Annotated in this window: 21 protein-coding genes; 15 read left to right on the top strand and 6 right to left on the bottom strand. The window is 48.6% G+C overall.

What is annotated here, in order from left to right; translation table 11 throughout:
• The 11 genes from KW93_RS17900 to KW93_RS15560 form a co-directional block, all read left to right on the top strand.
• The coding region (locus KW93_RS17900; RefSeq protein ID WP_235318433.1) for a hypothetical protein at positions 1–211 on the top strand (211 nt) is incomplete at its 5' end.
• A gap of 53 nt (positions 212–264) precedes the next feature.
• Positions 265–1143 (top strand): Hsp33 family molecular chaperone HslO, encoded by an 879-nt coding sequence (gene hslO, locus KW93_RS15605; protein WP_033543974.1) that lies wholly within the window; start codon positions 265–267, stop codon positions 1141–1143.
• A gap of 133 nt (positions 1144–1276) precedes the next feature.
• A complete protein-coding gene (locus KW93_RS15600) occupies positions 1277–1879 on the top strand; it encodes an alpha/beta hydrolase (protein WP_033543973.1) in 603 nt (200 codons plus the stop codon).
• A gap of 96 nt (positions 1880–1975) precedes the next feature.
• A complete protein-coding gene (gene glsA / locus KW93_RS15595; RefSeq protein ID WP_081987042.1) occupies positions 1976–2941 on the top strand; it encodes a glutaminase A in 966 nt (321 codons plus the stop codon).
• A 136-nt stretch (positions 2942–3077) separates the two neighbouring features.
• Positions 3078–5126, top strand: coding sequence for a catalase (locus KW93_RS15590; protein ID WP_033543971.1), 2049 nt, complete (start codon positions 3078–3080; stop codon positions 5124–5126).
• A gap of 123 nt (positions 5127–5249) precedes the next feature.
• Positions 5250–6356, top strand: coding sequence for a YsnF/AvaK domain-containing protein (locus tag KW93_RS15585; RefSeq protein WP_033543970.1), 1107 nt, complete (start codon positions 5250–5252; stop codon positions 6354–6356).
• 79 nt (positions 6357–6435) lie between these two features.
• Entirely contained in the window at positions 6436–7020 is a 585-nt protein-coding gene (locus KW93_RS15580; protein ID WP_033543969.1) for a hypothetical protein, read from the top strand.
• Between the two features lie 83 nt (positions 7021–7103).
• Positions 7104–7304 (top strand): YwbE family protein, encoded by a 201-nt coding sequence (locus KW93_RS15575; protein ID WP_033543977.1) that lies wholly within the window; start codon positions 7104–7106, stop codon positions 7302–7304.
• 62 nt (positions 7305–7366) lie between these two features.
• Positions 7367–7852 carry a general stress protein gene (locus tag KW93_RS15570; protein ID WP_052131664.1) on the top strand — a complete coding sequence of 162 codons (486 nt, stop codon included), beginning with the start codon at positions 7367–7369 and terminating at the stop codon, positions 7850–7852.
• A gap of 84 nt (positions 7853–7936) precedes the next feature.
• Complete coding sequence (locus KW93_RS15565; RefSeq protein WP_033543968.1) at positions 7937–10066, top strand: ATP-dependent helicase; 2130 nt, start codon at positions 7937–7939, stop codon at positions 10064–10066.
• 45 nt (positions 10067–10111) lie between these two features.
• Positions 10112–11395 (top strand): MDR family MFS transporter, encoded by a 1284-nt coding sequence (locus KW93_RS15560; RefSeq protein WP_033543967.1) that lies wholly within the window; start codon positions 10112–10114, stop codon positions 11393–11395.
• Positions 11396–11457: 62 nt separating this feature from the next.
• On the opposite strand, the gene KW93_RS15555 is transcribed toward KW93_RS15560, so the two are convergent.
• A complete protein-coding gene (locus KW93_RS15555; RefSeq protein ID WP_033543966.1) occupies positions 11458–11766 on the bottom strand; it encodes a DUF3243 domain-containing protein in 309 nt (102 codons plus the stop codon).
• A 161-nt stretch (positions 11767–11927) separates the two neighbouring features.
• Here KW93_RS15555 and KW93_RS15550 point away from each other — a divergent pair, with 161 nt between their 5' ends.
• Complete coding sequence (locus KW93_RS15550; protein WP_033543965.1) at positions 11928–12767, top strand: VLRF1 family aeRF1-type release factor; 840 nt, start codon at positions 11928–11930, stop codon at positions 12765–12767.
• 65 nt (positions 12768–12832) lie between these two features.
• On the opposite strand, the gene KW93_RS15545 is transcribed toward KW93_RS15550, so the two are convergent.
• A complete protein-coding gene (locus KW93_RS15545; RefSeq protein WP_033543964.1) occupies positions 12833–13513 on the bottom strand; it encodes an IucA/IucC family C-terminal-domain containing protein in 681 nt (226 codons plus the stop codon).
• A gap of 147 nt (positions 13514–13660) precedes the next feature.
• Here KW93_RS15545 and KW93_RS15540 point away from each other — a divergent pair, with 147 nt between their 5' ends.
• Positions 13661–14023, top strand: coding sequence for a VOC family protein (locus KW93_RS15540; protein ID WP_033543963.1), 363 nt, complete (start codon positions 13661–13663; stop codon positions 14021–14023).
• 84 nt (positions 14024–14107) lie between these two features.
• On the opposite strand, the gene KW93_RS15535 is transcribed toward KW93_RS15540, so the two are convergent.
• Positions 14108–14752: a hypothetical protein gene (locus tag KW93_RS15535; protein WP_052131663.1), complete on the bottom strand. Its 645-nt coding sequence runs from the start codon at positions 14750–14752 to the stop codon at positions 14108–14110.
• 3 nt (positions 14753–14755) lie between these two features.
• Positions 14756–15589, bottom strand: a complete 834-nt coding sequence (locus KW93_RS15530; RefSeq protein WP_033543962.1) for an ABC transporter ATP-binding protein — start codon at positions 15587–15589, stop codon at positions 14756–14758.
• Between the two features lie 194 nt (positions 15590–15783).
• Here KW93_RS15530 and KW93_RS15525 point away from each other — a divergent pair, with 194 nt between their 5' ends.
• Entirely contained in the window at positions 15784–16761 is a 978-nt protein-coding gene (locus KW93_RS15525; RefSeq protein WP_033543961.1) for an ABC transporter substrate-binding protein, read from the top strand.
• Complete coding sequence (locus tag KW93_RS15520; protein ID WP_033543960.1) at positions 16761–18722, top strand: iron ABC transporter permease; 1962 nt, start codon at positions 16761–16763, stop codon at positions 18720–18722. Before KW93_RS15525 ends, KW93_RS15520 begins: the two co-directional genes overlap by 1 nt.
• A 36-nt stretch (positions 18723–18758) precedes the next feature.
• Here KW93_RS15520 and KW93_RS15515 read toward each other — a convergent pair whose 3' ends face one another.
• Both KW93_RS15515 and KW93_RS15510 read right to left on the bottom strand, forming a co-directional pair.
• Positions 18759–19181, bottom strand: coding sequence for a pyridoxamine 5'-phosphate oxidase family protein (locus KW93_RS15515; RefSeq protein ID WP_033543959.1), 423 nt, complete (start codon positions 19179–19181; stop codon positions 18759–18761).
• A 73-nt stretch (positions 19182–19254) separates the two neighbouring features.
• On the bottom strand, positions 19255–20163 hold the full coding sequence (locus tag KW93_RS15510; protein ID WP_200883355.1) for an EamA family transporter: 909 nt from the start codon (positions 20161–20163) through the stop codon (positions 19255–19257).
• Between the last annotated feature and the right edge of the window lie 86 nt (positions 20164–20249).

The raw sequence follows: 20249 nt of genomic DNA, 5'->3' as shown, positions 1-20249 counted from the left end.
GCTTTTCTATGTCCAGACTCCGGCGACCCGGCCCCTCGGGTCCAAGGCTGCTCCTGCATTGCTGCGCTGCTTCGTCGCAAAAGATAGGCCCAAACAAGTTTGGGCTATCTCTTGCCGTCGCTTTTCTAACAAGCAGATTTATTTACTTTTACAGCCAGACGTCTTAATCTGTATAAAGCTGAACAATGCCTTTGAATGTTTTATTAAATGACAAGTGTCCGCTGAATCAGATCTCAGGATGCTTGATGTGAAAGGAAGAAATATATGGGAGATTACTTAATAAAAGCTCTGGCTTTTGACGGCCAGGTTCGCGCATATGCTACACAAACAACAGAAACAGTCGGCGAAGCACAGCGCCGCCACTACACATGGCCGACTGCTTCGGCAGCACTTGGCCGTTCGATGACAGCAAGTGTCATGATGGGCGCCATGATGAAAGGCGAGGAAAAATTGACGATCCGGATCAACGGCGGCGGACCGATCGGCAATATTCTTGTCGACGCCAATGCAAAAGGCGAAGTGAGAGGCTATGTTACAAAGCCGCAGACTCATTTTGACCTGAACGAAATCGGCAAACTCGATGTGCGGAGAGCGGTCGGCACAGACGGTCTCTTGACGGTATCCAAAGACATCGGTCTGATGCAGCCGTTCGTGGGACAGGTTCCGATCGTATCGGGAGAAATCGGAGAAGATTTTACGCATTATATCGTAACTTCCGAACAGGTGCCCTCATCTGTCGGTGTCGGTGTCATCGTCAACCCGGACAATACAATTCTTGCTTCAGGCGGATTCATCATCCAGTTGATGCCGGGGACACCGGAAGAAATCATTGCCAACATCGAACAACGGCTGTCATCCATTCCTACAATTTCCAAAATGATCAGTGAAGGCCTGACGCCGGAAGATATTCTTCACAAAGTGCTTGGGAAAGAGAACGTCAAGATCCTTGATGAAATGCCTGTGACATTCACATGTGAATGTTCACGTGAGCGCATTACAAATGCTATAGTGAGCCTTGGGCCGGCAGAAATCACGGATATGATCGAAACGGACGGCCAGGCAGAAGCGGAATGCCATTTCTGCAATGAAAAATATCATTTCTCCAAAGAAAACCTGGAGAATTTATTGGAACAGACGCAATAAGAAGACGAGCCATCCGCTGACAAACGAGCGGGTGGTTTTTTCTTCGGGACAAATGTCTTGAATTCGAGATAAGTTTGATTTACCCTTAAGGAGGGAATTGAGTAAAATACGAAATTGTACAGGAGGGCTATTAATGAAACATGTTTTTAAAAAAGGAACGAATCCGGAAAAACCGGTATTGCTGCTGCTACATGGAACAGGCGGAAACGAAAATGATCTGATGCCGCTGGCTGCTCATATTGATCCGGAAGCATCTGTTTTGAGTGTCCGCGGAAACGTCTCGGAAAACGGCATGCCAAGATTTTTCAAACGGCTGGCAGAAGGCGTTTTTGATATGGAAGATTTGAAGTTCCGCACAGAAGAACTTTATAACTTTATCGCTGAATCAGCGGAAAAATACGATTTTGACCGCTCCAATGTGACAGCGGTCGGCTACTCGAACGGAGCGAATATCGCAGCAAATTTGCTCTTTACTTACAGCGATGCCTTGAAGGCGGCCATTCTTCATCATCCGATGGTGCCGAACCGCGATACGGAATTGCCTGCACTGACTGGCGTACCTGTGTTCATCGCAGCCGGAACCAACGATCCGATCTGTCCTGCACAGGAATCGGAAGATCTCAGGAACTTACTCGAAGGCGCGGGTGCTGCTGTCGAACTGCATTGGGAAAATCAGGGACATCAGCTGACAATGCCGGAAGTGGAAGCGGCCAAAGTTTGGTACAGCAAAATATAGGGAAACTATCCTCCTGCAGGGTGCAGGGGGATTTTTGGCATTAGAGCCAGTTTTGAGGCGTCATACAGCAAATACATACTTCGGGGAGGGGATCTTGTGCAGAACAATCCAAGAATTCAGGAGCAGCTCGAACATTGGGTCGAAGAGAACAGAGGCCATGTGATATTGGGCACGACAGCCCAATATATACCGGAGCTGGGAAAAGCAGATCCGAGCAGATTGGGGATCTGCATGCTCGATGAAGAAGGGAATTATTATTGCGCGGGTGACACCGAAATTGAATTTACGCTTCAAAGCATCTCGAAGGCATTGACGTTCATTGCGCTGAGCTGCCATTACGGTCTGGAGTTTGTGCTGGAGCGGGTCGATGTCGAGCCGACCGGAGAAGCCTTCAATTCCATCATTCCATTTGAAATCCATCGGCCGAACAAGCCGTTCAATCCGTTTATCAATGCAGGGGCGATTACGCTTTCCGCTCTGCTCCCGGGACAGACCGGCCAGAAGAAATACGAATACCTGCTTCATTTTCTCGAAGGGCTTGTAGGACATCCGCTCGAAATGGATCGGGCGGTTTATGACTCCGAATGGAAAGCGTCGCACCGCAACCGTGCACTCGCCTACTATTTGAAGGAAGCCAATTTCCTGGAAATCGAAGTGGAAGAGGCATTGGACATCTATATCCGCCAATGCTCCATCAAAATTTCTGTTAAGGACCTGGCGCTGATCGGTTTGATCATCGCATATGACGGCTATAATCCAATCACAAAAGTGAAACATTTCTCTGAAGAAATTGCACAGGTGGCAAAAGTACTGATGGTGACATGCGGCATGTACAATTCATCGGGTAATTTTGCAGCCCATGTCGGGATACCGGCGAAAAGCGGTGTCTCCGGCGGCATCATGGCAGCTGTGCCTCCGAAATTGCATTCGCAGACATATGAGTTCCGGGCGGGAGCAGGCATCGGTGTTTATGGACCGGCGATTGATGTACAGGGCAACAGCGCGGCTGGCACGATGATGCTGCGCCAAATTTCGAAAGAATGGGATTTAAGCATATTTTAACCGGAACCTGCAGCTCTCAGAAGCTGTGGGTTCTTTTTGATTCTTAATAATTTGATTATTTTAATGATATTAGTTTTTATAAGGCTGGAGCGGGTAGTTTAGTAAAAAAAGAAGAAATACATGGAGGAGTGGAAGGATGGCCAAGAAGGCGAATATCAATGAAAACAGTAAGAACGAGCAGCTGGAGCAGTACAGGACAGATGATTCCGGGAAAGCTCTGACAACGAACCAGGGGCTGAAAGTGTCGGATGATGAGCATTCCCTGAAAGCGGGAGTACGGGGTCCGACTCTGATGGAGGATTTTCATTTCCGCGAAAAAATGACACATTTCGACCATGAGCGCATACCGGAGCGGGTGGTGCACGCGAGAGGCTATTCTGCACACGGCGAGTTTGAGGTCTATGAATCGATGGCGCATTTGACGAAAGCGAAATTTCTTTCTGAAAAAGGGAAAAAGACACCGGTATTTGTCCGATTTTCCACCGTGCAGGGTTCAAAAGGGTCCGCTGAAACCGTAAGGGATGGACGCGGTTTTGCTACAAAATTTTACACAGAAGAAGGAAACTACGATCTGGTGGCCAATAACATGCCGGTCTTCTTCATTCAGGACGCCATCAAATTTCCCGATCTGGTCCATTCCCTTAAACCGGAACCGCACAATGAAATGCCGCAGGCTTCTGGAGCCCACGATACATTTTGGGATTTTATTGCCAATAACCAGGAGTCGGCCCATATGGTCATGTGGCTGATGTCGGATCGTGCAGTGCCGCGGAGTTTCCGAATGATGGACGGTTTTGGTGTGCATGCATTCCGCTTTATCAATGAAGAAGGCAAAGCCCACTTCGTCAAATTCAACTGGAAATCAACACTTGGCGTGCATTCGTTTGTCTGGGATGAAGCGCAGAAAATAGCCGGCAAAGATCCCGATTTCAACCGCCGCGATTTGTATGAAGCGATTGAAAACGGGGATTTTCCGGAGTATGAACTGGGCGTGCAGATCATCGCGGAAGAAGATGAGCATAAGTTTGATTTCGATCTATTGGATGCCACAAAAATTTGGCCCCAGGAAGAAATTCCGATACAGATCATCGGCAAGATGACATTGAACCGCAATGTCGATAATGTATTTGCAGAAAATGAGCAGGTCGCATTTCACCCGGGTCATGTGGTTCCGGGCATCGATTTCTCAAATGACCCGTTATTGCAGGGACGATTATTTTCTTATACGGATACCCAGCTGATTCGTCTGGGGGGACCGAATTTTCACGAATTGCCGATCAATCGGCCCGTTTGCCCTTTCCATAACAACCAGCGGGACGGCTATAACCGCATGACCATCAATAAAGGGCGGGTCTCCTACCATAAAAACTCTCTGGCAAATAATACCCCTGCCCCTGTAAGCGAGGCGGAAGGAGGCTACAGCCATTATCAGGAGAAGGTGGAAGGCCGTAAAGTCCGGGCACGCAGCGAAAGTTTTGATGACCATTTTTCTCAGGCGGCAATGTTCTGGAACAGCATGTCAGAGCCGGAAAAGAAACACATAGTGGAGGCATTCAGCTTCGAACTCGGCAAATGTGAGGAAATGTCTATCCGCAAACAGGTTGTGGATATGTTCGCGAACGTGGATCTGAAAATGAGCCAGGAAGTCGCAAAAAACATTGGCGTGGAAGCGCCGGCAAGCGGCGCGTCTTTGCCTGGCAAAACTTCGCCTGCCCTGAGCCAGGAAAATACGGTGAAAACAGCAGTGACCCGGAAAGTGGGAATCCTGCTGGGGCCGGATTTCGATGGAAATGATCTGGAGAAGGTGCTGAGCGATTTTGAAGAAAAAGGTGTGAAATACGAAATCATCAGTGAAATGCAGGGCTTGCTGATCGGAGCTGACGGCACGGAAAAGAAAGTGGACCATACCTTCACTACTACAGATCCGGTGCTGTATGACGCCATTTATGCGATAGGCGGCAAAGTGATCAACAGGAAGTTTGCGAAAGAAGGAGCCCGTTATATTGCTGAAGCGTTTGATCATTACAAACCGATCGGCGCAACACATGAAGGTGTTAAATGGCTGCGTAATTCCCCGATGAGCAAACAGCCCGGCGTGATAATCGGAGAAGATCTGGAGCAATTCACAGATGATTTTCTTGCGGCGATACGGGAACACAGGCACTGGGAGCGCGACATCAGTTGAGTAGATGAAAATGAGCCAAAAGTAACGTTGCACTTGTACAATGTTTCAGGATGAGCTGTGAGGGTAAATTTATGAGTAGACACATCATAACATCAGAAACATTAAAAATTGGAGGAATAGCAAATGGCCAATAATAAGTTTATGGGTACTTTCGACTCGGAAACAGAAGTTCTGCGCAAGATCGAAGAATTGAAAGCGACAGGATCGAGAGAAGAAGATATGTATGTTATGGCGCGTGACAAAGACCAGATTTCCATGGTTCGTGGACGCACTGACGTCGATTACAAGTCATCAGAAGGAAATTGGATGGATAAGTTCATGGGCTTCCTGTCAGGCGATGATTCCACACGTGAAGCATTCTCCGGCATGGGGCTTGATAAAGAGGAAACAGACCGTTACTACAATGAAGTGCAGAACGGCAAAATTCTGCTGTTTGTAGACCGTGAATTTGGAGCAAATTATGAAGGCAAAGCGCCTTACGACAATCAAACTTACGGGAATACAGGCGCGGCATCGAGATCGAATATGACGGACCCGACAACACCGGGATATGTAGAATCGGGAACAGTAGGCCGTGACGGAATGACAGTCGATACAAATGACCAGAATGATGTTTATTATAATAGAAGAGAAGGGGCGCTTCATGAAGGCGAATCGTATGACGAGTCGATCAGAGATGACGAAACGGCGGGCGTGAGCCGTGACAGCGGAACCGGCTTCGGTCTTGGTTCCCCTACTACTGGAACCAATTATAGCGAAACAGACCGTGACCGGGATCGGGACAATACGGGCTTCACAGATTCAACTTCGGGAAGAGACCATACAGATGAAGAGAAGCTTCGTCTCCACGAAGAACGTCTTCACGTGGACAAGGACCGGGTCAAAACTGGTGAAGTCAACGTCGGCAAACACGTCGTTGAAGAACAGCAGTCAATGGAAGTGCCTGTGGAGCGTGAAGAAGTCTATGTGGAACGCCGGCCGGTAGACAGCAGCACGGCAGATGCGCATGGTACAGGCTTCAATGAAAACGAAAGCATCAATGTGCCCGTATCCGAGGAGCGTGTCAATGTCAGTAAAAAAGATGTCGTCAGCGAGGAAATCGTTGTCGGCAAACAGAAAGTCCAGGATACGGAAACTGTCCGTGAGACAGTACGCCGTGAAGAAGCAGACATTGATGAAGACACGAATCTGAGAGACAGCACAAGAGACCGTGATCGCGACCGCTTCTAAATAACACCTGAACGGAAAAGGCGGAATTTTTCCGTCTTTTCCTTTTTTTGCTCTATTTAAAGAAGGAGGCAGAAAATAAATGGATAAGAACAGAGAGACCCAGAACAATGCGCAGGAAAAAGGCTTTAATTCGACTGCTGCATATGGCGATCCAAAAGACCAGATGCATCCAAAGCCAGATTCGGCTGAATTGAGAGACGGCAAAGACAGTCCCTTCGAAATGGATGCAGATGGAAATATAAGCACAGGAGACGGCGGTGAACCGGGCACAGGCATCTATACCGGCAATCAGGCAGATGACCTGGCTTCACCGAATGATAATTTGACTGACATCGCAGGAACCGGCCGTAACCGCGGGAATGTTCCGCTGATGGACCGGCAGATTGAGGATATACCGGCGAATGACCCAAACGCAGCCGATGCAGGACCCGTTAATACGGGCAGGGGTACAGAAGATGTGCGCAAAACAGATTCAGTAATCAACGACCTGGCAAGCATCGATGTTTCGAGAGAAGGACTTCCCGCCAATAACCAGGCTAAATCGGATATTCCGGCAGACGCGGCAATCAATGATGTGCCGGATGCGGACAGAAGCGTCAGGGATTCGCCGGAGCATCTGTCGCAAAATGCCAGAGACCGCACCCAACGGAATGACAGAGAATAATAAGGGAAAAGGCGGAGAATTTCCGCCTTTTTTCATTTTCATGGTAAAAGAGTTATGATGGAGAAAAGAAAGGCGTGATTTTTTTGGACGGAAAGAAAAGAAGCGATGTAAAACCTGGAATGGCCGTGAATGTGATTTTGAAACAAGATCAGCGCAGCGGCAAAAAAACAGAAGGGATTGTGAAAGATCTGCTAACCAATTCAGCGACGCATCCGCACGGCATCAAAGTCCGTCTGGAGGATGGCCGGGTTGGGCGGGTCTGCGACATACTCGATTCGAAATAACAGCGTGTTTGCAGCCCTCCTGCCAAGGGTAAAGTGGATTAAAGCTTTTAGGAGTGATAATGTTGAGTAAGTATTTTATTGGCAGTTACGAAACAGATGAACAGGCACTGAGGCAAATTGAACGGTTGAAGGATGAAGGATATTCGGAGAGCGATATGTACGTCATGACGCAGCACGAGGATCAGCTCACGATGATCAAAGGGAAAACGAATGTCGATAATTACGCTGAAGAGGGAAATTGGCTGGACCGTTTCACCTCGTTTTTAAGTGGAGACAAACAGACCGAACTCGCTTTTCGGACGATGCAGCTCAGTAAAGCGGAAGAGGAAAAATACTATAACGACCTGAAAGCAGGACGAGTGCTGCTGTATGTCAACCAGGACTATGAAGGGCGCTTTCGGGAAGCGGGCGGCGACTCTTTCAAACTAGGCGAAAAAGATAAAGCGGAACTGCATAACAGGAAGGAAGAATCAGAAACAGCACCTCCTGCCGGAATCGATGAGGAAGAGACAGTGGAACTCGATGATCACCATTATGCCGATGAATAAATGCAAATGTGAAAGTGGACCCATAAAGCAGGGTCCTCTTTTTGTGTTAGAATAGCAGTATTGAAAAATCCGGAGGAACATAAGATGAATGATTTTTTTGAACGGAAAAAACAGCAATTGGGCGTGGAATTGAATAAGATCCAGCGAAAAGCGGTCGAGCGGACGGAAGGGCCGCTCCTTCTGCTTGCCTGCCCGGGATCCGGAAAGACAACGACCATGATCATGCGCACAGGGTATCTGATCGAAGAGAAAGGAATCGCTCCTCACCGCATCAAGGCGATCACGTTCAGCAAAGCTTCTGCCACCGATATGCGGGAACGCTTCACGCGTTTTTTCCCGGAACTGCCGCCTGTGGATTTCTCGACAATCCACAGCCTCGCTTTTCGCATCACGAGGGAATATCTGGCCGATACGAGCTATCTGATGATTGAAGGCAATGAAACAAATGGCCTTCATAAAAAGCAATTGCTGAAGGAAATGTATCAGACTGAAAACGACGAACCGGCAACGGAAGACCAGCTGGATGAGCTGATGTCGTTTATCAGTTTCGTCAAAAACAAAATGCTCCCGAGAGAACGCTGGTCGAGCCTGAAGGAACCATTTACCGGAGCGGCGGAAATTTTGAAAACATATGAAGCGTTCAAAGAGAACCATGATACCCGGCTTGTCGATTTTGACGACATGCTGACGCTTGCCAATGAAGCATTGGAAAAAGACGCGTCATTATTGAAGAAATACCAGGGCAAATGGGATTACGTCATGACCGACGAAAGCCAGGATACGTCCCTGGTGCAGCATTCGATCGTTGAAAAACTGGTGGCGCGCCACCAGAACCTGTGTGTGGTGGCGGATGATGACCAGTCCATTTACACCTGGCGGGCAGCGGAACCGACTTATTTATTGAAATTCAAAGACATTTATCCAACTGCCTATATCATGAAAATGGAACGGAATTACCGTTCATCCGGAACGATTGTCAGTGCCTCAAACCAGTTCATCAAAGCCAATAAAAAACGGCATGATAAAAACATGTTCACAAAACAGCAGGAAGGGCCGCCGATCGTCCTGAAACGTCTGGCATCCGACGACGCGCAATTGAAGTACTTGATGAAGCAATTGACACAATTGGACAGTTTCGGTGACGTGGCGGTTCTCTACCGCAATAATTCATCCTCGACATTATTGATGAGTGAGCTTAACCGGCTGGGCATTCCTTTTTATATGAAGGATGCGGACAACCGCTTTTTCTCCCACTGGATTGTGGAAGATATGCTGAACTTCATGCGATTCAGCCTGAAACCGGAGCGGGTCGATGTTTACTCGAAAATCGCTTCCAAGACGAACGCCTACTGGGCAGGCAGCCAATTGCGCTATATGAGCCGCATGAAACCGGGCAGCACACATGCGCTGGATGAAATTCCACTGCACATTACAATGAAAGATTACCAATTAAAGATAGTCGCCGAACAGAAAAAATGGTTTGAAGCGATGCGTTCGATGAAACCTTTAAAAGTCATCCGGACAATCCGGGCAGATTTAGGCTACGATCAGATGCTGGCAAGCCGCGCAGAAAAATTTGGTATGCGGCTGAAGTACCTTTCTCAAATTCTGGTGACACTCGAACAGATAGCCGAACCGCTGTCTTCCATGGCCGAATTTGCAAAACGCCTGAAGGAACTGGAAACAGTGACGCAGCAGGCGAAAGTGGAAAAGACAGACGATATGCTGACGCTGTCGACGTTTCACAGTGCGAAGGGTCTTGAATTCGAGCGGGTGTATATGATTGATCTGGTGGAAGGTGTCATTCCCACAGAGGAAGACGCCGAAAAACCGGAAACGCTGGAAGAAGCGCGCCGCCTGTTTTACGTGGGGATGACGCGTGCGAAAACGCAGCTCGAACTGATCAGCTACGGCGGCGGTTCCCGGTTTATTGACGAAGTGAACGATATCATTCTTCCGGACAAAACGCGGCCGGCACCGAAACGGACAATTGCGGCCGCGCCGGTAAAAGCGAAAGTTCCCGATAACCCCAATGCGGTCGATGATCAGGAACACCTTGTTGAAGGGGCCAGAGTACGCCACCGGGTATTCGGCATCGGGGAAATTGTGGAGCGGGACCATGAACGCATTTCGATCCAGTTTGCGAAAGAGCGAAAAGATCTGATGATCGACATCTGTCTCAGCTATAAATTATTGGAGCTGGTCAATGGGTAACAACAGGAAGACAATTCAGAGATTAGAGAACGCGGGGAAAAGAAGATGAAGATCAAAGACTGGAACAGAAGTCTGAAAGTGCGCCTTATCGGCGAGTTTTTTATGAACACAAGTTATTGGATGGTGTTTCCGTTTCTGGCGATTTACTTTGCCGAAGAGTTCGGAAAAGGGATGGCGGGCCTTTTGCTCGTCATCTCACAAATATTTTCAGTAGCGGCGAACCTGGTCGGGGGCTACCTGGCAGACCGCTTCGGCAGGCGGCGGATGCTGATTATCGCGTCACTCGGACAGGGCTTTGCGTTTCTGCTGTTTGCATTGGCAAATTCACCCTGGCTCCAATCGCCTGTGCTCGGCTTTTTGGCTTTTACGCTGGCAGGTATGGGCGGATCGCTTTACTGGCCGGCCAGCCAGGCAATGATAGCAGATGTCATTCCGGAAAAATACCGGAGCGACGTTTTCGCAATCTTTTATACGACATTGAATATCGCAGTGGTGGTCGGCCCGTTAATCGGGGCAGTGCTGTTCTTTACCTACCGTTTTGAACTCTTGCTGGTCGTTGCGGTCATTTCGATGCTGCTGAGCGTGGTGCTCCGTCTGTTCACCAATGAAACGCTGTCTCAGAAAATGGTCGACAAATGGGCGACAGAAGAAGCGACAGGCTGGATGGGTGCCGTTGTCAAGCAATTCAAGGAATACGGCATAATTTTTAAAGACCGCGTTTTTCTGCTGTTCGTCATTGCCGGTGTTTTGGGCGCACAGACCTTCATGCAGCTGGATCTTCTGATTCCCATCTATTTGAAGGAAACAATTGACAACCAGACCATTGCATCACTTTTTGGCAATGAATGGACAGTGACCGGTGAGACATCTTTTGGGATTCTGCTCGCTGAAAACGGATTGCTGGTGGCGTTATTTACAGTGTTCATCACGCGCTGGATGACGCGGTATCCGGAGAAATGGGTGTTTTTCTTATCCGCGATGCTGTATGGAGTGGGGATGCTGCTGTTCCCGGTTACATCGTTCTTTTGGGTTTTTGTCGCTGCGATGGGCATTTTCACCCTCGCGGAATTGATGATTGTGGGCATCCAGCAGAGTTTTATTTCCAAGCTTGCCCCTGAAGATATGCGCGGCCAGTATTTTGCCGCAGCCAGCATGCGCTATACGATCGGCCGCATGATTGCGCCTGTCGCAATTCCAATGACGGCCTGGTTTGGCTTCAACTGGACATTTGGTATCCTGGGAATCGTCGCGATGCTGAGCGGAGGAGTATATCTCCTGATGTTCCGGGCTTTTGAGAAGCGTCCGGCTGTGCAGCCGACTCAGGGATGACGATCGTATGTACAATATGAAAAGGGGCGCCGGATAAATATCCGGTGCCCCTTTTTAAGTTGCTATTCTTTTTGGACCATGCGCAGCAGCATATGAGCAAGCATATGGCGTTCTTCTTTTTCACCGACTTTCCACAATTCCTGCAGGACGTGTTCTTCTCGGTTTCTCGGTTCTTCATTTTTCGCCAGATAATCTGCAACTTTTTCGGTGATTTGCGCTAAGCGTTCTTCGCTGAGGCCCATCTTTTCGCCAATTTCAACTTTGTCACTCAAGTATTGTTTGAAATGATTGAAGTTCTCCAGAATATCATCTTTCTTTTCATCGTCGAAATTCTTCAGTTTTTCATCCACTTTTTTGTTTACGTTTTCCATTCTTTACACACTCCTTTAATTTTTGTTACTAATGTCTGTTTACCACTTTGAGAGAAAGATAAACTTTGGAATATTCCGATTTCAAAAATTGCCTCGTTTAAAACAGAAGTGTTGGGGTATTAGTAGATAATAAGCAAGGAAATAGGGAGGATGATGAATGCATGACATTATACGACGAAATTCAGAAGTTAAAAAACTTCGAATGTGAAGACCGCTGTGTCCTGACCGTCTATCTCAACACGAACCCTGCAGATTTGAATGCGCAAAACGGTGCTTGGCGGATTCATCTTAAAAACGGCTTAAAAAGAATTGAAGAGTATTTGGAAGCTTCCAACGATGAAAATGAAATCAAAAATTATAAGTCGTTGAAGAAAAAAGTGGAAAGAGAAATAAATGATAACCAGGACGACCTCCAAAAAGGTGTTGTTATTTTTGCATCGCCGCATAAAGATTTGTGGTCGGTCCATTATGTGCAAGTTCCCGTGAAAACAAATTTCCACTGGGAGACGAAGCCGGAACTGGATCAATTGAGATATATGTATAAAGCTTATCCATATGCGGGGATTATTTTGCCGAGCTTCAAGGGCATTCGGATATTGGATACGTCCATGGGAATTATCAATGAAGAGATTTTTTATGAATTTGATCCTGGCCTGGATTTCTGGGTGGAACAAAAAGGCGTCCATTCCGCAACGCATACCGCGGGTAGCAGTACAGGAGCATTCGGCCCCGGCAGTCATGTCGGTGGGAACTCAGGCAGTGCGGCTGATGATTTCCAATTCCGCATGAAAGAAAACCTGGAACGTTTCTATAAGGACATGGGCAGTAAAATTGAAAAACTGAAGAAAGATCGGCACTGGGATGAAATCCATATAGTTGGAGAAGCGGAACATGCTAAATCTTTCTCAAAAGTTCTCCAGAAGAAACCGGAAAGCTGCATCTTTAAAAACCTGATCAACAGCGCTCCCGGTAATATTCTGCATGAAGTATTCGAAAAATAAAATGGAAGCCCCGACCGCATTGGCGGACGGGGCTTTTTGCTGGTTTTTTTTGAATTCCGCAGGCCTTAATTTGGTTGCGGACAAAAAGTGCAGGTATCAAAATGAGGGAGCTCTTTATACAAACAGCAGGTTTTCCGTAATGGCCGGGAAACCGCCTGCCCAAGTGAAGTGTCACCCAGCAGCCGTGCCAGCTGCGATTTTTTCAGGGGCGCCCAGTTACGGGCATCCAGCAGCCATTCCAAATCTTCAGCTGCACGCCGCGGATTCCGCTGTTCCAGATTGGCGTAGAACCAGATGAGCGACCCCAGTACATTGTCCCATAAAATAAGGGGCGATATTTTAACGTGCCGGCGGAACGATTCGATCAGGGCATCAGTCTGCTCATGCAGAATATGATGGAACGCATCAAATCTTTCATTGGCACCGACTTCCATGTAATGGGAAGAAGAGACATGGGTCTCCAATACGTTAAAGCCGTAATTTTTCACGCGGTTAAAGGCCAAATCTTCACCGGTACAATTAAAATAGCCGTTGTGGTGGGTGATCAATTCAAATTGCGACGACACGAATAAGGCATATTGCCGGAAAAAATAAGACACGGCGACGCCGCCATTTTGTGCGTGGCTCCAGTCCTTCATTTCTTCAATCCGCAATTCGGTATCGGATGAAAGGGGAAAAGCAGGTGAGCGGTCCACAGCAACAGCCTGGGAAGCGAGCGCAATTTTTAAGTGGTTGGGAAAAGCCATTGGCAACGGGACTCCTTTTTCTTCTAATGCTACTGAAAGAGCGGCAGAAATGCAAAGCCATAAGAAGGACTGATGAACATTGATAACAATTACCGTATTTTACTTCCTGGCGCAGTGAGGTAATCTGAAATGGAAAGGGGTGGGGAGATGGAATTTTCAATCGGAAAAATCGATCATGTTCAAGTCGCTGGGCCCAAAGGGAGCGAAGCGGAAGCAATCGGGTTCTACGGTGGCATATTGGGGATGAAGGAAGTGGAAAAGCCGGAACCGCTGAAAGCGCGGGGAGGCGTGTGGTTCGAATTCGACCGTTTCCAGTTGCATATCGGTATCGAAGAACCGTTCGCGCCGGCGAAAAAAGCGCATCCGGCGTTCAGAGTGAACGGATTCGAAGCGCTTCAGAAACATCTCACTGCGCAAAGAGTGGAGTGGAAGGCAGACGATTCAATACCCGGCGTCGAACGGTTTTTCGTTTTCGATCCATTCGGCAACCGGCTGGAATTCCTGAAATGATTTCTATGTTCACTCGCAAGATTCTATGATCATTCACTCCAATTAAACACGAAAAAGCTCCGCGCAAACTGCGCGGAGCTTTTCTCATTTTGCCAATGGGCAATAAGGACATTTGTCAGTGCCGGGTACTTCTTTCAACAGGCAGCAGGTGATTCGTTTATACTCGGTCTTTGCTTCATCGAAATTCCGGCCGGCCAGAAATTGGCGGAAAAATGACTTTCGCATCTCGGGCTGCCAAATTTCAGCTTCCATCAGCGCTTCAATATCCTGCCGGGCCTGTTCCGAATCCTGCATGCCATACATCCAGATGGCGTAGCCCCAGATGTTTTCCCACAGAATGATTTTCGATACGTGACCGGCTTTGCGAAAAGATTCGATAACTGGCATCACGTAATCCTTCAATACCGACTCCAGATCGCCTTCACGGCGTTCGCGGATGAATCGTTCATCTACCGCGAATGAAATATGGCCTTCGGTATTCTCCAGATGCACTTCAGCCAGTGGACCGTCCCACATTTTGCCGTGCGCCAGCAGGTAGAGCTGGGCGGTTATGAAAAAACCGAAGCGCCTCATGAAGATAGACGAGGCTACAGCTTCACTTGGTGCTCCGGATGATTGGGTGATTTCTTTCATCAATTCGGTATATTGGCTGCCCATGGCTTGTTCCATGTTCATGAAACCAATGGCGCCGTCCCGGACTTTAGTTTGGAAAAGTTCAAGTTCTTTCATATATTACGACCCCAGCGCTTCACGCGCCTCACGGATTTCCGGTACGATGCAGCGGCCTCTGCCGAACGGGACGCAGTGCGGCGTGCCGAACAGTGGGTCTTTTGAAACCTGGCATTCCATGCCGAATACAGAACGGACCAGATCGCAGCTGATGACATTTTCCGGAGTCCCCTGGCCGAATACTTCGCCGTCTTTGATGGCGATGATATTGTGGGCGTAGCGGGATGCAAGATTCAAATCATGCAGCACCATGATGATCGTGCGGCCATGGACTTCATTCAATTCGAATAAAAGATCCAGAATTTCTATTTGGTGGGTCATATCCAGATAAGTGGTCGGCTCGTCGAGAAGAATGATGTCCGTGTCCTGTGCCAGTGTCATCGCAATCCATGCACGCTGGCGCTGTCCGCCTGAAAGTTCGTCAACAGGCTTGTCGCGGAATTCATCGACACGTGTCGCTTTCATCGCGGCTTCGACTTTTTCCGTGTCCTCCTCGGTCCAGCGTTTCAGCCAGGATTGGTGTGGATAACGGCCCTGCTTAACCAAATCATGTACAGTCAGACCTTCGGGTGATACCGGCGATTGCGGGAGAATCCCCATTTTTTTCGCCACTTCACGGGAAGACATTTTATGAACTTCTTTGCCTTCAAGCAAAATCGAACCTTCCTGCGGTTTCAAAAGGCGCGCGATCGAACGCAGCAGCGTTGATTTGCCGCAGCCGTTGCTTCCCACGAAAACGGAGATTTCGCCTTTCGGAATGGAAAGGTTCAAATTTTCAAACAGAAGTTTATCGTTGTATCCGATTGATAAGTCATTGGTTTTGACAGCCATAGTCATCGTTCAATTCCTCCACATCTTTAGCCATAAGATAGACTGATAAGATTTCTCAATAACATTACTATAGCATAAAAAATTGATAAGTGAGAACGATTGTCATTATTTATTTCGGTTTTTCCTTTACAAATGTGTCAGGAAGTCCTAAAATAAAAACGTATTGAGAATCGTTATCAAATAACCTTGGAGGTTACACCATGAAGAAATGGACTTTATTTATATTGGCAGCTTTACTAATGCTGCTGGCGGCGTGTTCGTCAGGAGAAGAAGATGCGGCGACTGGAACGGAAAGTGGCGGAGATCCGGTCACGATTCAGGGCACGAACGGGGAAGTCACGCTTGATGAGCCGGCTAAAAAAGTCGTCGTCCTTGAATGGACGTACGCTGAGAATTTATTGGCATTGGGAATTCAGCCTGCCGGAATGGCTGATATTGAATCATATGGTGATTACGTGAATATCGAGCCGCAACTCGACGACACAGTGGTTAATGTCGGCGGCCGCCAGGAACCGAACCTGGAAGCGATTGCTGAAATCGATCCGGATCTGATCATCGGCGTCGATTTCCGCCATACGGCGATGCTGGAAGAACTGGAGCGCATCGCACCGACGGTCATCTTCAATCCGTATCCGGAAGATGAAAGCATCGATCTGTATCAGGAAATGGAAACGACATTTCTGGAAATGGCGAAAGCTGTAGGTAAAACGGAGGAAGCCGAAGGAGTGCTGGCTGACCTCGAAACAAAATATGAAGAAAGCGCAGCTGAAATCGAAGCTGCAGACCTGAAGACAAAAGATGTCATCCTGACGCTTGCATATTCGGGTCCCCAGGCACCGGAGATCCGGGTTTTCACTCCAAATTCGATGGCGTCGATCATTCTTGATCGCATCGGACTGAACAATGTCCACCAGCCGGATCAGTATGAAATATTCGGTTCGAGCACATTCAATGTGGAAGGTTTGGTGCAATATGAAGACGCCAATTACCTATACACGGTGCCGGATGAAGATAATATTTACAAAAATCAGCTGGCGGGTAACGCAGTATGGGAAAATCTGAATTTCGTGCAGGAAGGCCGCACATTCGATCTTGGGCCGGATACATGGCTGTACGGCGGTCCATTGTCTGCTGAAACGTTGATGAACCAAATTACAGATGTGATGGTGAATAATTAATGCAAGGCAAACTGAAAACGAAGTCCTTTGTCTCTTTGACAGGGGGCTTTTTCCTGCTTTTTGCACTTTCGGCCATTCACTTGACCCAGGGGCAGGCGGAATATTCCATTCCTGAATTGCTTACCGGCGTCTGGACGGAAGGACGGATTCAGGATATTGTCACGAGCCTTCGTCTGCCGCGGCTGACAGTCGGTATCCTGGCTGGCGGTGCACTGGCGGTTTCTGGTGCCGTTTTGCAGACATTGACGAATAACCCGCTGGCGTCGCCCGGAACGCTCGGCATCAATGCCGGCGCCTTCTTTTTTGTCGTCATCAGCACCATCTTTTTCCCTGCTCTCGTCGGCGGCTTCCCGTTTGCGACCGCGTTGCTGGGAGCAGTTATTTCATCTTTGCTCGTCGTCGGGCTGTCAGGAAAACAAATGGATCCGGTGCGTGTCGCTTTGACGGGCATGATCATTTCCCTCTTGTTCTCGTCGATGACGGGAACGATGCAATTGCTGTTTGAGAATGAAACAAATGGATTGTTCCTATGGGGTTCCGGTACATTGGTGCAATTAAACTGGACCGGCGTTCAATTTGCGGCACCGGTAATCCTGATCACATTCGCAGCTGTTTTATTGCTTGCCAAATCGATGGATATTCTGTCGCTTGGTGACGATATCGCTTCTTCATTGGGCCAGAATGTCCGGCTGGTAAAATTGGCTGCGTGGGGTTTGGCCATTGTATTGGCTGCTACAACCGTCAGTGTCGTCGGGCCAATTGGCTTTATTGGATTGATGGCACCGCATATCGTCCGCATGATGGGCATACGCGGCCATCTCCAGATATTGATTCACTCATTTCTGTGGGGCAGCGTCATGCTCATCGGCGCAGATGTTCTCGGACGCCTGATCCAGCCGGGCCAGGAAGTACCGGCTGGAGCCATGACAGCGCTGATCGGCGGACCATGGCTCCTGTATCTGGCCTGGAAAACGGCCAAATCTATGAAGCGCGGCGACCGCCAGATGGGTGGGACGACAAAGCCTGTACGTCTGAAGATGCTTGTTCCCATTTTAATAGTAGCGATCCTCATCCTCATTACATTGGCATTGAGTTTCAACGGCAGTGCCTGGAATTTCAACTGGCTGTCGCCGGTTGTCTGGGATTTCCGGGTGCCGCGCGTGTTGACTGCCTTTATTGTCGGCGTCATGCTGGCGATTACCGGCGTCATCCTGCAGGGCGTATTGCGGAACCCGCTCGCTGATGCCAGTGTGCTTGGCGTCACGTCGATGGCTGGAGCGGGCGCAATGCTCCTGCTGGTTATTTTTCCCGCAATTCCATCGGCATTTCTGCCGCTCGGGGCTACGGTCGGCGCATCATTAGCACTTGGCATCATCCTGCTGACAGCCTGGAAAAATAATTTCCAGCCGATGCTTGTGGCGTTGATGGGGATTGCCATTTCGGCGTTTGGTTCTGCCGCGACTCAAATTCTTGTCGTTAAAGCGAAATTGGCGGTTGCCAGTGCGCTCGTCTGGCTGTCTGGCAGCACGTACGCGAAAGGCTGGGACGATGTGCAGTTTGCGGTGATCCTGTTTGCTCTGTTCATCTGGCCGGCGGTTTATATTACACGCAACCTTGATACTCTGACGTTCGGTGATGATGTCGCTGCAGGACTGGGGTTGAATATCCGCTCGACGCGTGTGTGGGCGCTCGTTGTCGGCGTATCGATTTCGACTGCAGCCGTTTCGATTGTCGGGACTATTGGCTTTATTGGCTTGGTGGCACCGCATATCGCACGGCGTCTGGTCGGTTTCCGCCACTTGCCGCTGATGCTGGCATCCGGCCTGATCGGAGGGCTGCTGCTTGTGACAGCCGATTTTATCGGACGCACGCTGATTGCACCGAATGATATTCCAAGCGGTTTGATCGTCGCGTTGATCGGTACACCTTATCTTTTGTATTTATTGAAGAAAATGAAATAGAAAAAGGCCTGCCCAAAATTGGCAGGCCTTTTCATTTTATAGTTCAATATTCTGCGGTTTTTGGCCTTTTTTATTCATCAGGCGCATGCGTGTCGGTTTAATGGCAATAAATACGAGGTCGGGGTCATCCGGACCGCTGAACCAGCCGGACAGGTGGTCGTTCCACATTTCTTCCAGCAGGCTTCTGTCGTCGTGTTCGGACATTTCGCCTTCGATTTCCAGGAAGGTGTCACCAACGCCTTCGCCTTCATATCCCAAAAGAACATGGGCATGCGGATTTTGTTCGACTTCTTCAATTTTTTGTGTTTTTTTGCTGGTTGCCGTGTAGAGTGTGAAATCTTTATGGAAAAAAGTCATATAGCGTGAATGCGGCCTGTTTTCGGTAATTGTTGCCAGCACGCCGACATAGCTGTCTTCCATAATTTTCAAAGCGGCTTCTTTCAATTCCTGTTGCTCCATCCTATCACTCCTTTTTTCGTTCTTTATTCTTTATTCCTTTTTAAAATTCTCTTAAACATGAAAAGAAGACCCGCTAGATCAGCTGGTCTTCTATTTTTTCCACAATTTTGGGAGTTCTGTTGAAGAAACTCGGCAATACCATTCCGAAAAGGACGACGGCGATGCCGACAATTTGCAAAATGGTCAGCTTTTCGTGCAGGATGATGACAGAAGCGAGGATCGCAACCGGCAATTCCATGGCACCAAGAATGGACGAAAGGCCGGAACCGACGCGCGGCACTGCCAGGGAGAAAAGATAGATCGGCATAACGATGCCGAAAATTCCGAGCAGCAGTCCGTAAACCCATAAGCCTCCAGCAAACAAGGTGCCATTCCAGACAATTTCAGGCGTCTGGAAGACGGTGATGACGACTGCCGCGAAAAGTGACACATAGACAAGGCGGGTGGACGTATCCATGCCTTCGACCTGTTTGCCATTAACGAATATAAAAGCGGAAAAGCAGACTGCGGCACCCAGCCCCCAAGCCCACCCCTGCCAGGGGATTCCGCTTAAGTCAGCGTCGATGACACCTGCCGCTAAAATCGTGCCGCCAAACAGGATGGCAAGGGAAATCACTTCGATGCGTTTCAGCCATCTGCGGTTGGCGATGCAGTCAAGGAACATGCCGATCCAGGTAAACTGGAACAATAAGACGACGGCGAGTGATGCCGGCAAATAATTCAATGAATGGGCATAGACCATGCCCGTTGCAGCAGTAAATGCACCGGACAGCACGAGCACTTTCCAGCCCCTCAGCTTAGGCATGGTTCTATGAGAGACAAAATAAATAAGCAGCGCCAGCACAAAGCCGGTATAGTACTGGCTCGTAACTGCTTCAGCTGCCGTAAATCCGTTGCCCATGGCAACTTTAATAATGGTCGACAGAATACCGTAGGAAGAAGCGGCAACCACGACCAATAAGGGGTAAATCCAATTTTGCACGTTATTCACTTCCGTTTCCATTCTATATCATAACAGAAGAAAAGGGACAGCGCCTGTTAAGCTCTGAAAGGCATAAGACAGAACAG

The organism is Planococcus sp. CAU13 (assembly GCF_000775575.1).
Lineage (GTDB): Bacteria > Bacillota > Bacilli > Bacillales_A > Planococcaceae > Planococcus.
This window is presented reverse-complemented; position numbering and strand designations above follow the sequence as displayed.

What these genes read in the sequence shown, in the direction of transcription:
- KW93_RS15525 (WP_033543961.1), top strand. Translation starts at nt 15,784, where the DNA reads ATGAAGAAATGGACTTTATTTATATTGGCAGCTTTACTAATGCTGCTG.
- KW93_RS15565 (WP_033543968.1), top strand. Translation starts at nt 7,937, where the DNA reads ATGAATGATTTTTTTGAACGGAAAAAACAGCAATTGGGCGTGGAATTG.
- KW93_RS15600 (WP_033543973.1), top strand. Translation starts at nt 1,277, where the DNA reads ATGAAACATGTTTTTAAAAAAGGAACGAATCCGGAAAAACCGGTATTG.
- KW93_RS15545 (WP_033543964.1), bottom strand. Translation starts at nt 13,513, where the DNA reads ATGGCTTTTCCCAACCACTTAAAAATTGCGCTCGCTTCCCAGGCTGTT.
- KW93_RS15590 (WP_033543971.1), top strand. Translation starts at nt 3,078, where the DNA reads ATGGCCAAGAAGGCGAATATCAATGAAAACAGTAAGAACGAGCAGCTG.
- KW93_RS15520 (WP_033543960.1), top strand. Translation starts at nt 16,761, where the DNA reads ATGCAAGGCAAACTGAAAACGAAGTCCTTTGTCTCTTTGACAGGGGGC.
- hslO (WP_033543974.1), top strand. Translation starts at nt 265, where the DNA reads ATGGGAGATTACTTAATAAAAGCTCTGGCTTTTGACGGCCAGGTTCGC.
- KW93_RS15555 (WP_033543966.1), bottom strand. Translation starts at nt 11,766, where the DNA reads ATGGAAAACGTAAACAAAAAAGTGGATGAAAAACTGAAGAATTTCGAC.
- KW93_RS15550 (WP_033543965.1), top strand. Translation starts at nt 11,928, where the DNA reads ATGACATTATACGACGAAATTCAGAAGTTAAAAAACTTCGAATGTGAA.
- KW93_RS15530 (WP_033543962.1), bottom strand. Translation starts at nt 15,589, where the DNA reads ATGACTATGGCTGTCAAAACCAATGACTTATCAATCGGATACAACGAT.
- KW93_RS15540 (WP_033543963.1), top strand. Translation starts at nt 13,661, where the DNA reads ATGGAATTTTCAATCGGAAAAATCGATCATGTTCAAGTCGCTGGGCCC.
- KW93_RS15585 (WP_033543970.1), top strand. Translation starts at nt 5,250, where the DNA reads ATGGCCAATAATAAGTTTATGGGTACTTTCGACTCGGAAACAGAAGTT.
- KW93_RS15535 (WP_052131663.1), bottom strand. Translation starts at nt 14,752, where the DNA reads ATGAAAGAACTTGAACTTTTCCAAACTAAAGTCCGGGACGGCGCCATT.
- KW93_RS15580 (WP_033543969.1), top strand. Translation starts at nt 6,436, where the DNA reads ATGGATAAGAACAGAGAGACCCAGAACAATGCGCAGGAAAAAGGCTTT.
- KW93_RS15515 (WP_033543959.1), bottom strand. Translation starts at nt 19,181, where the DNA reads ATGGAGCAACAGGAATTGAAAGAAGCCGCTTTGAAAATTATGGAAGAC.
- KW93_RS15560 (WP_033543967.1), top strand. Translation starts at nt 10,112, where the DNA reads ATGAAGATCAAAGACTGGAACAGAAGTCTGAAAGTGCGCCTTATCGGC.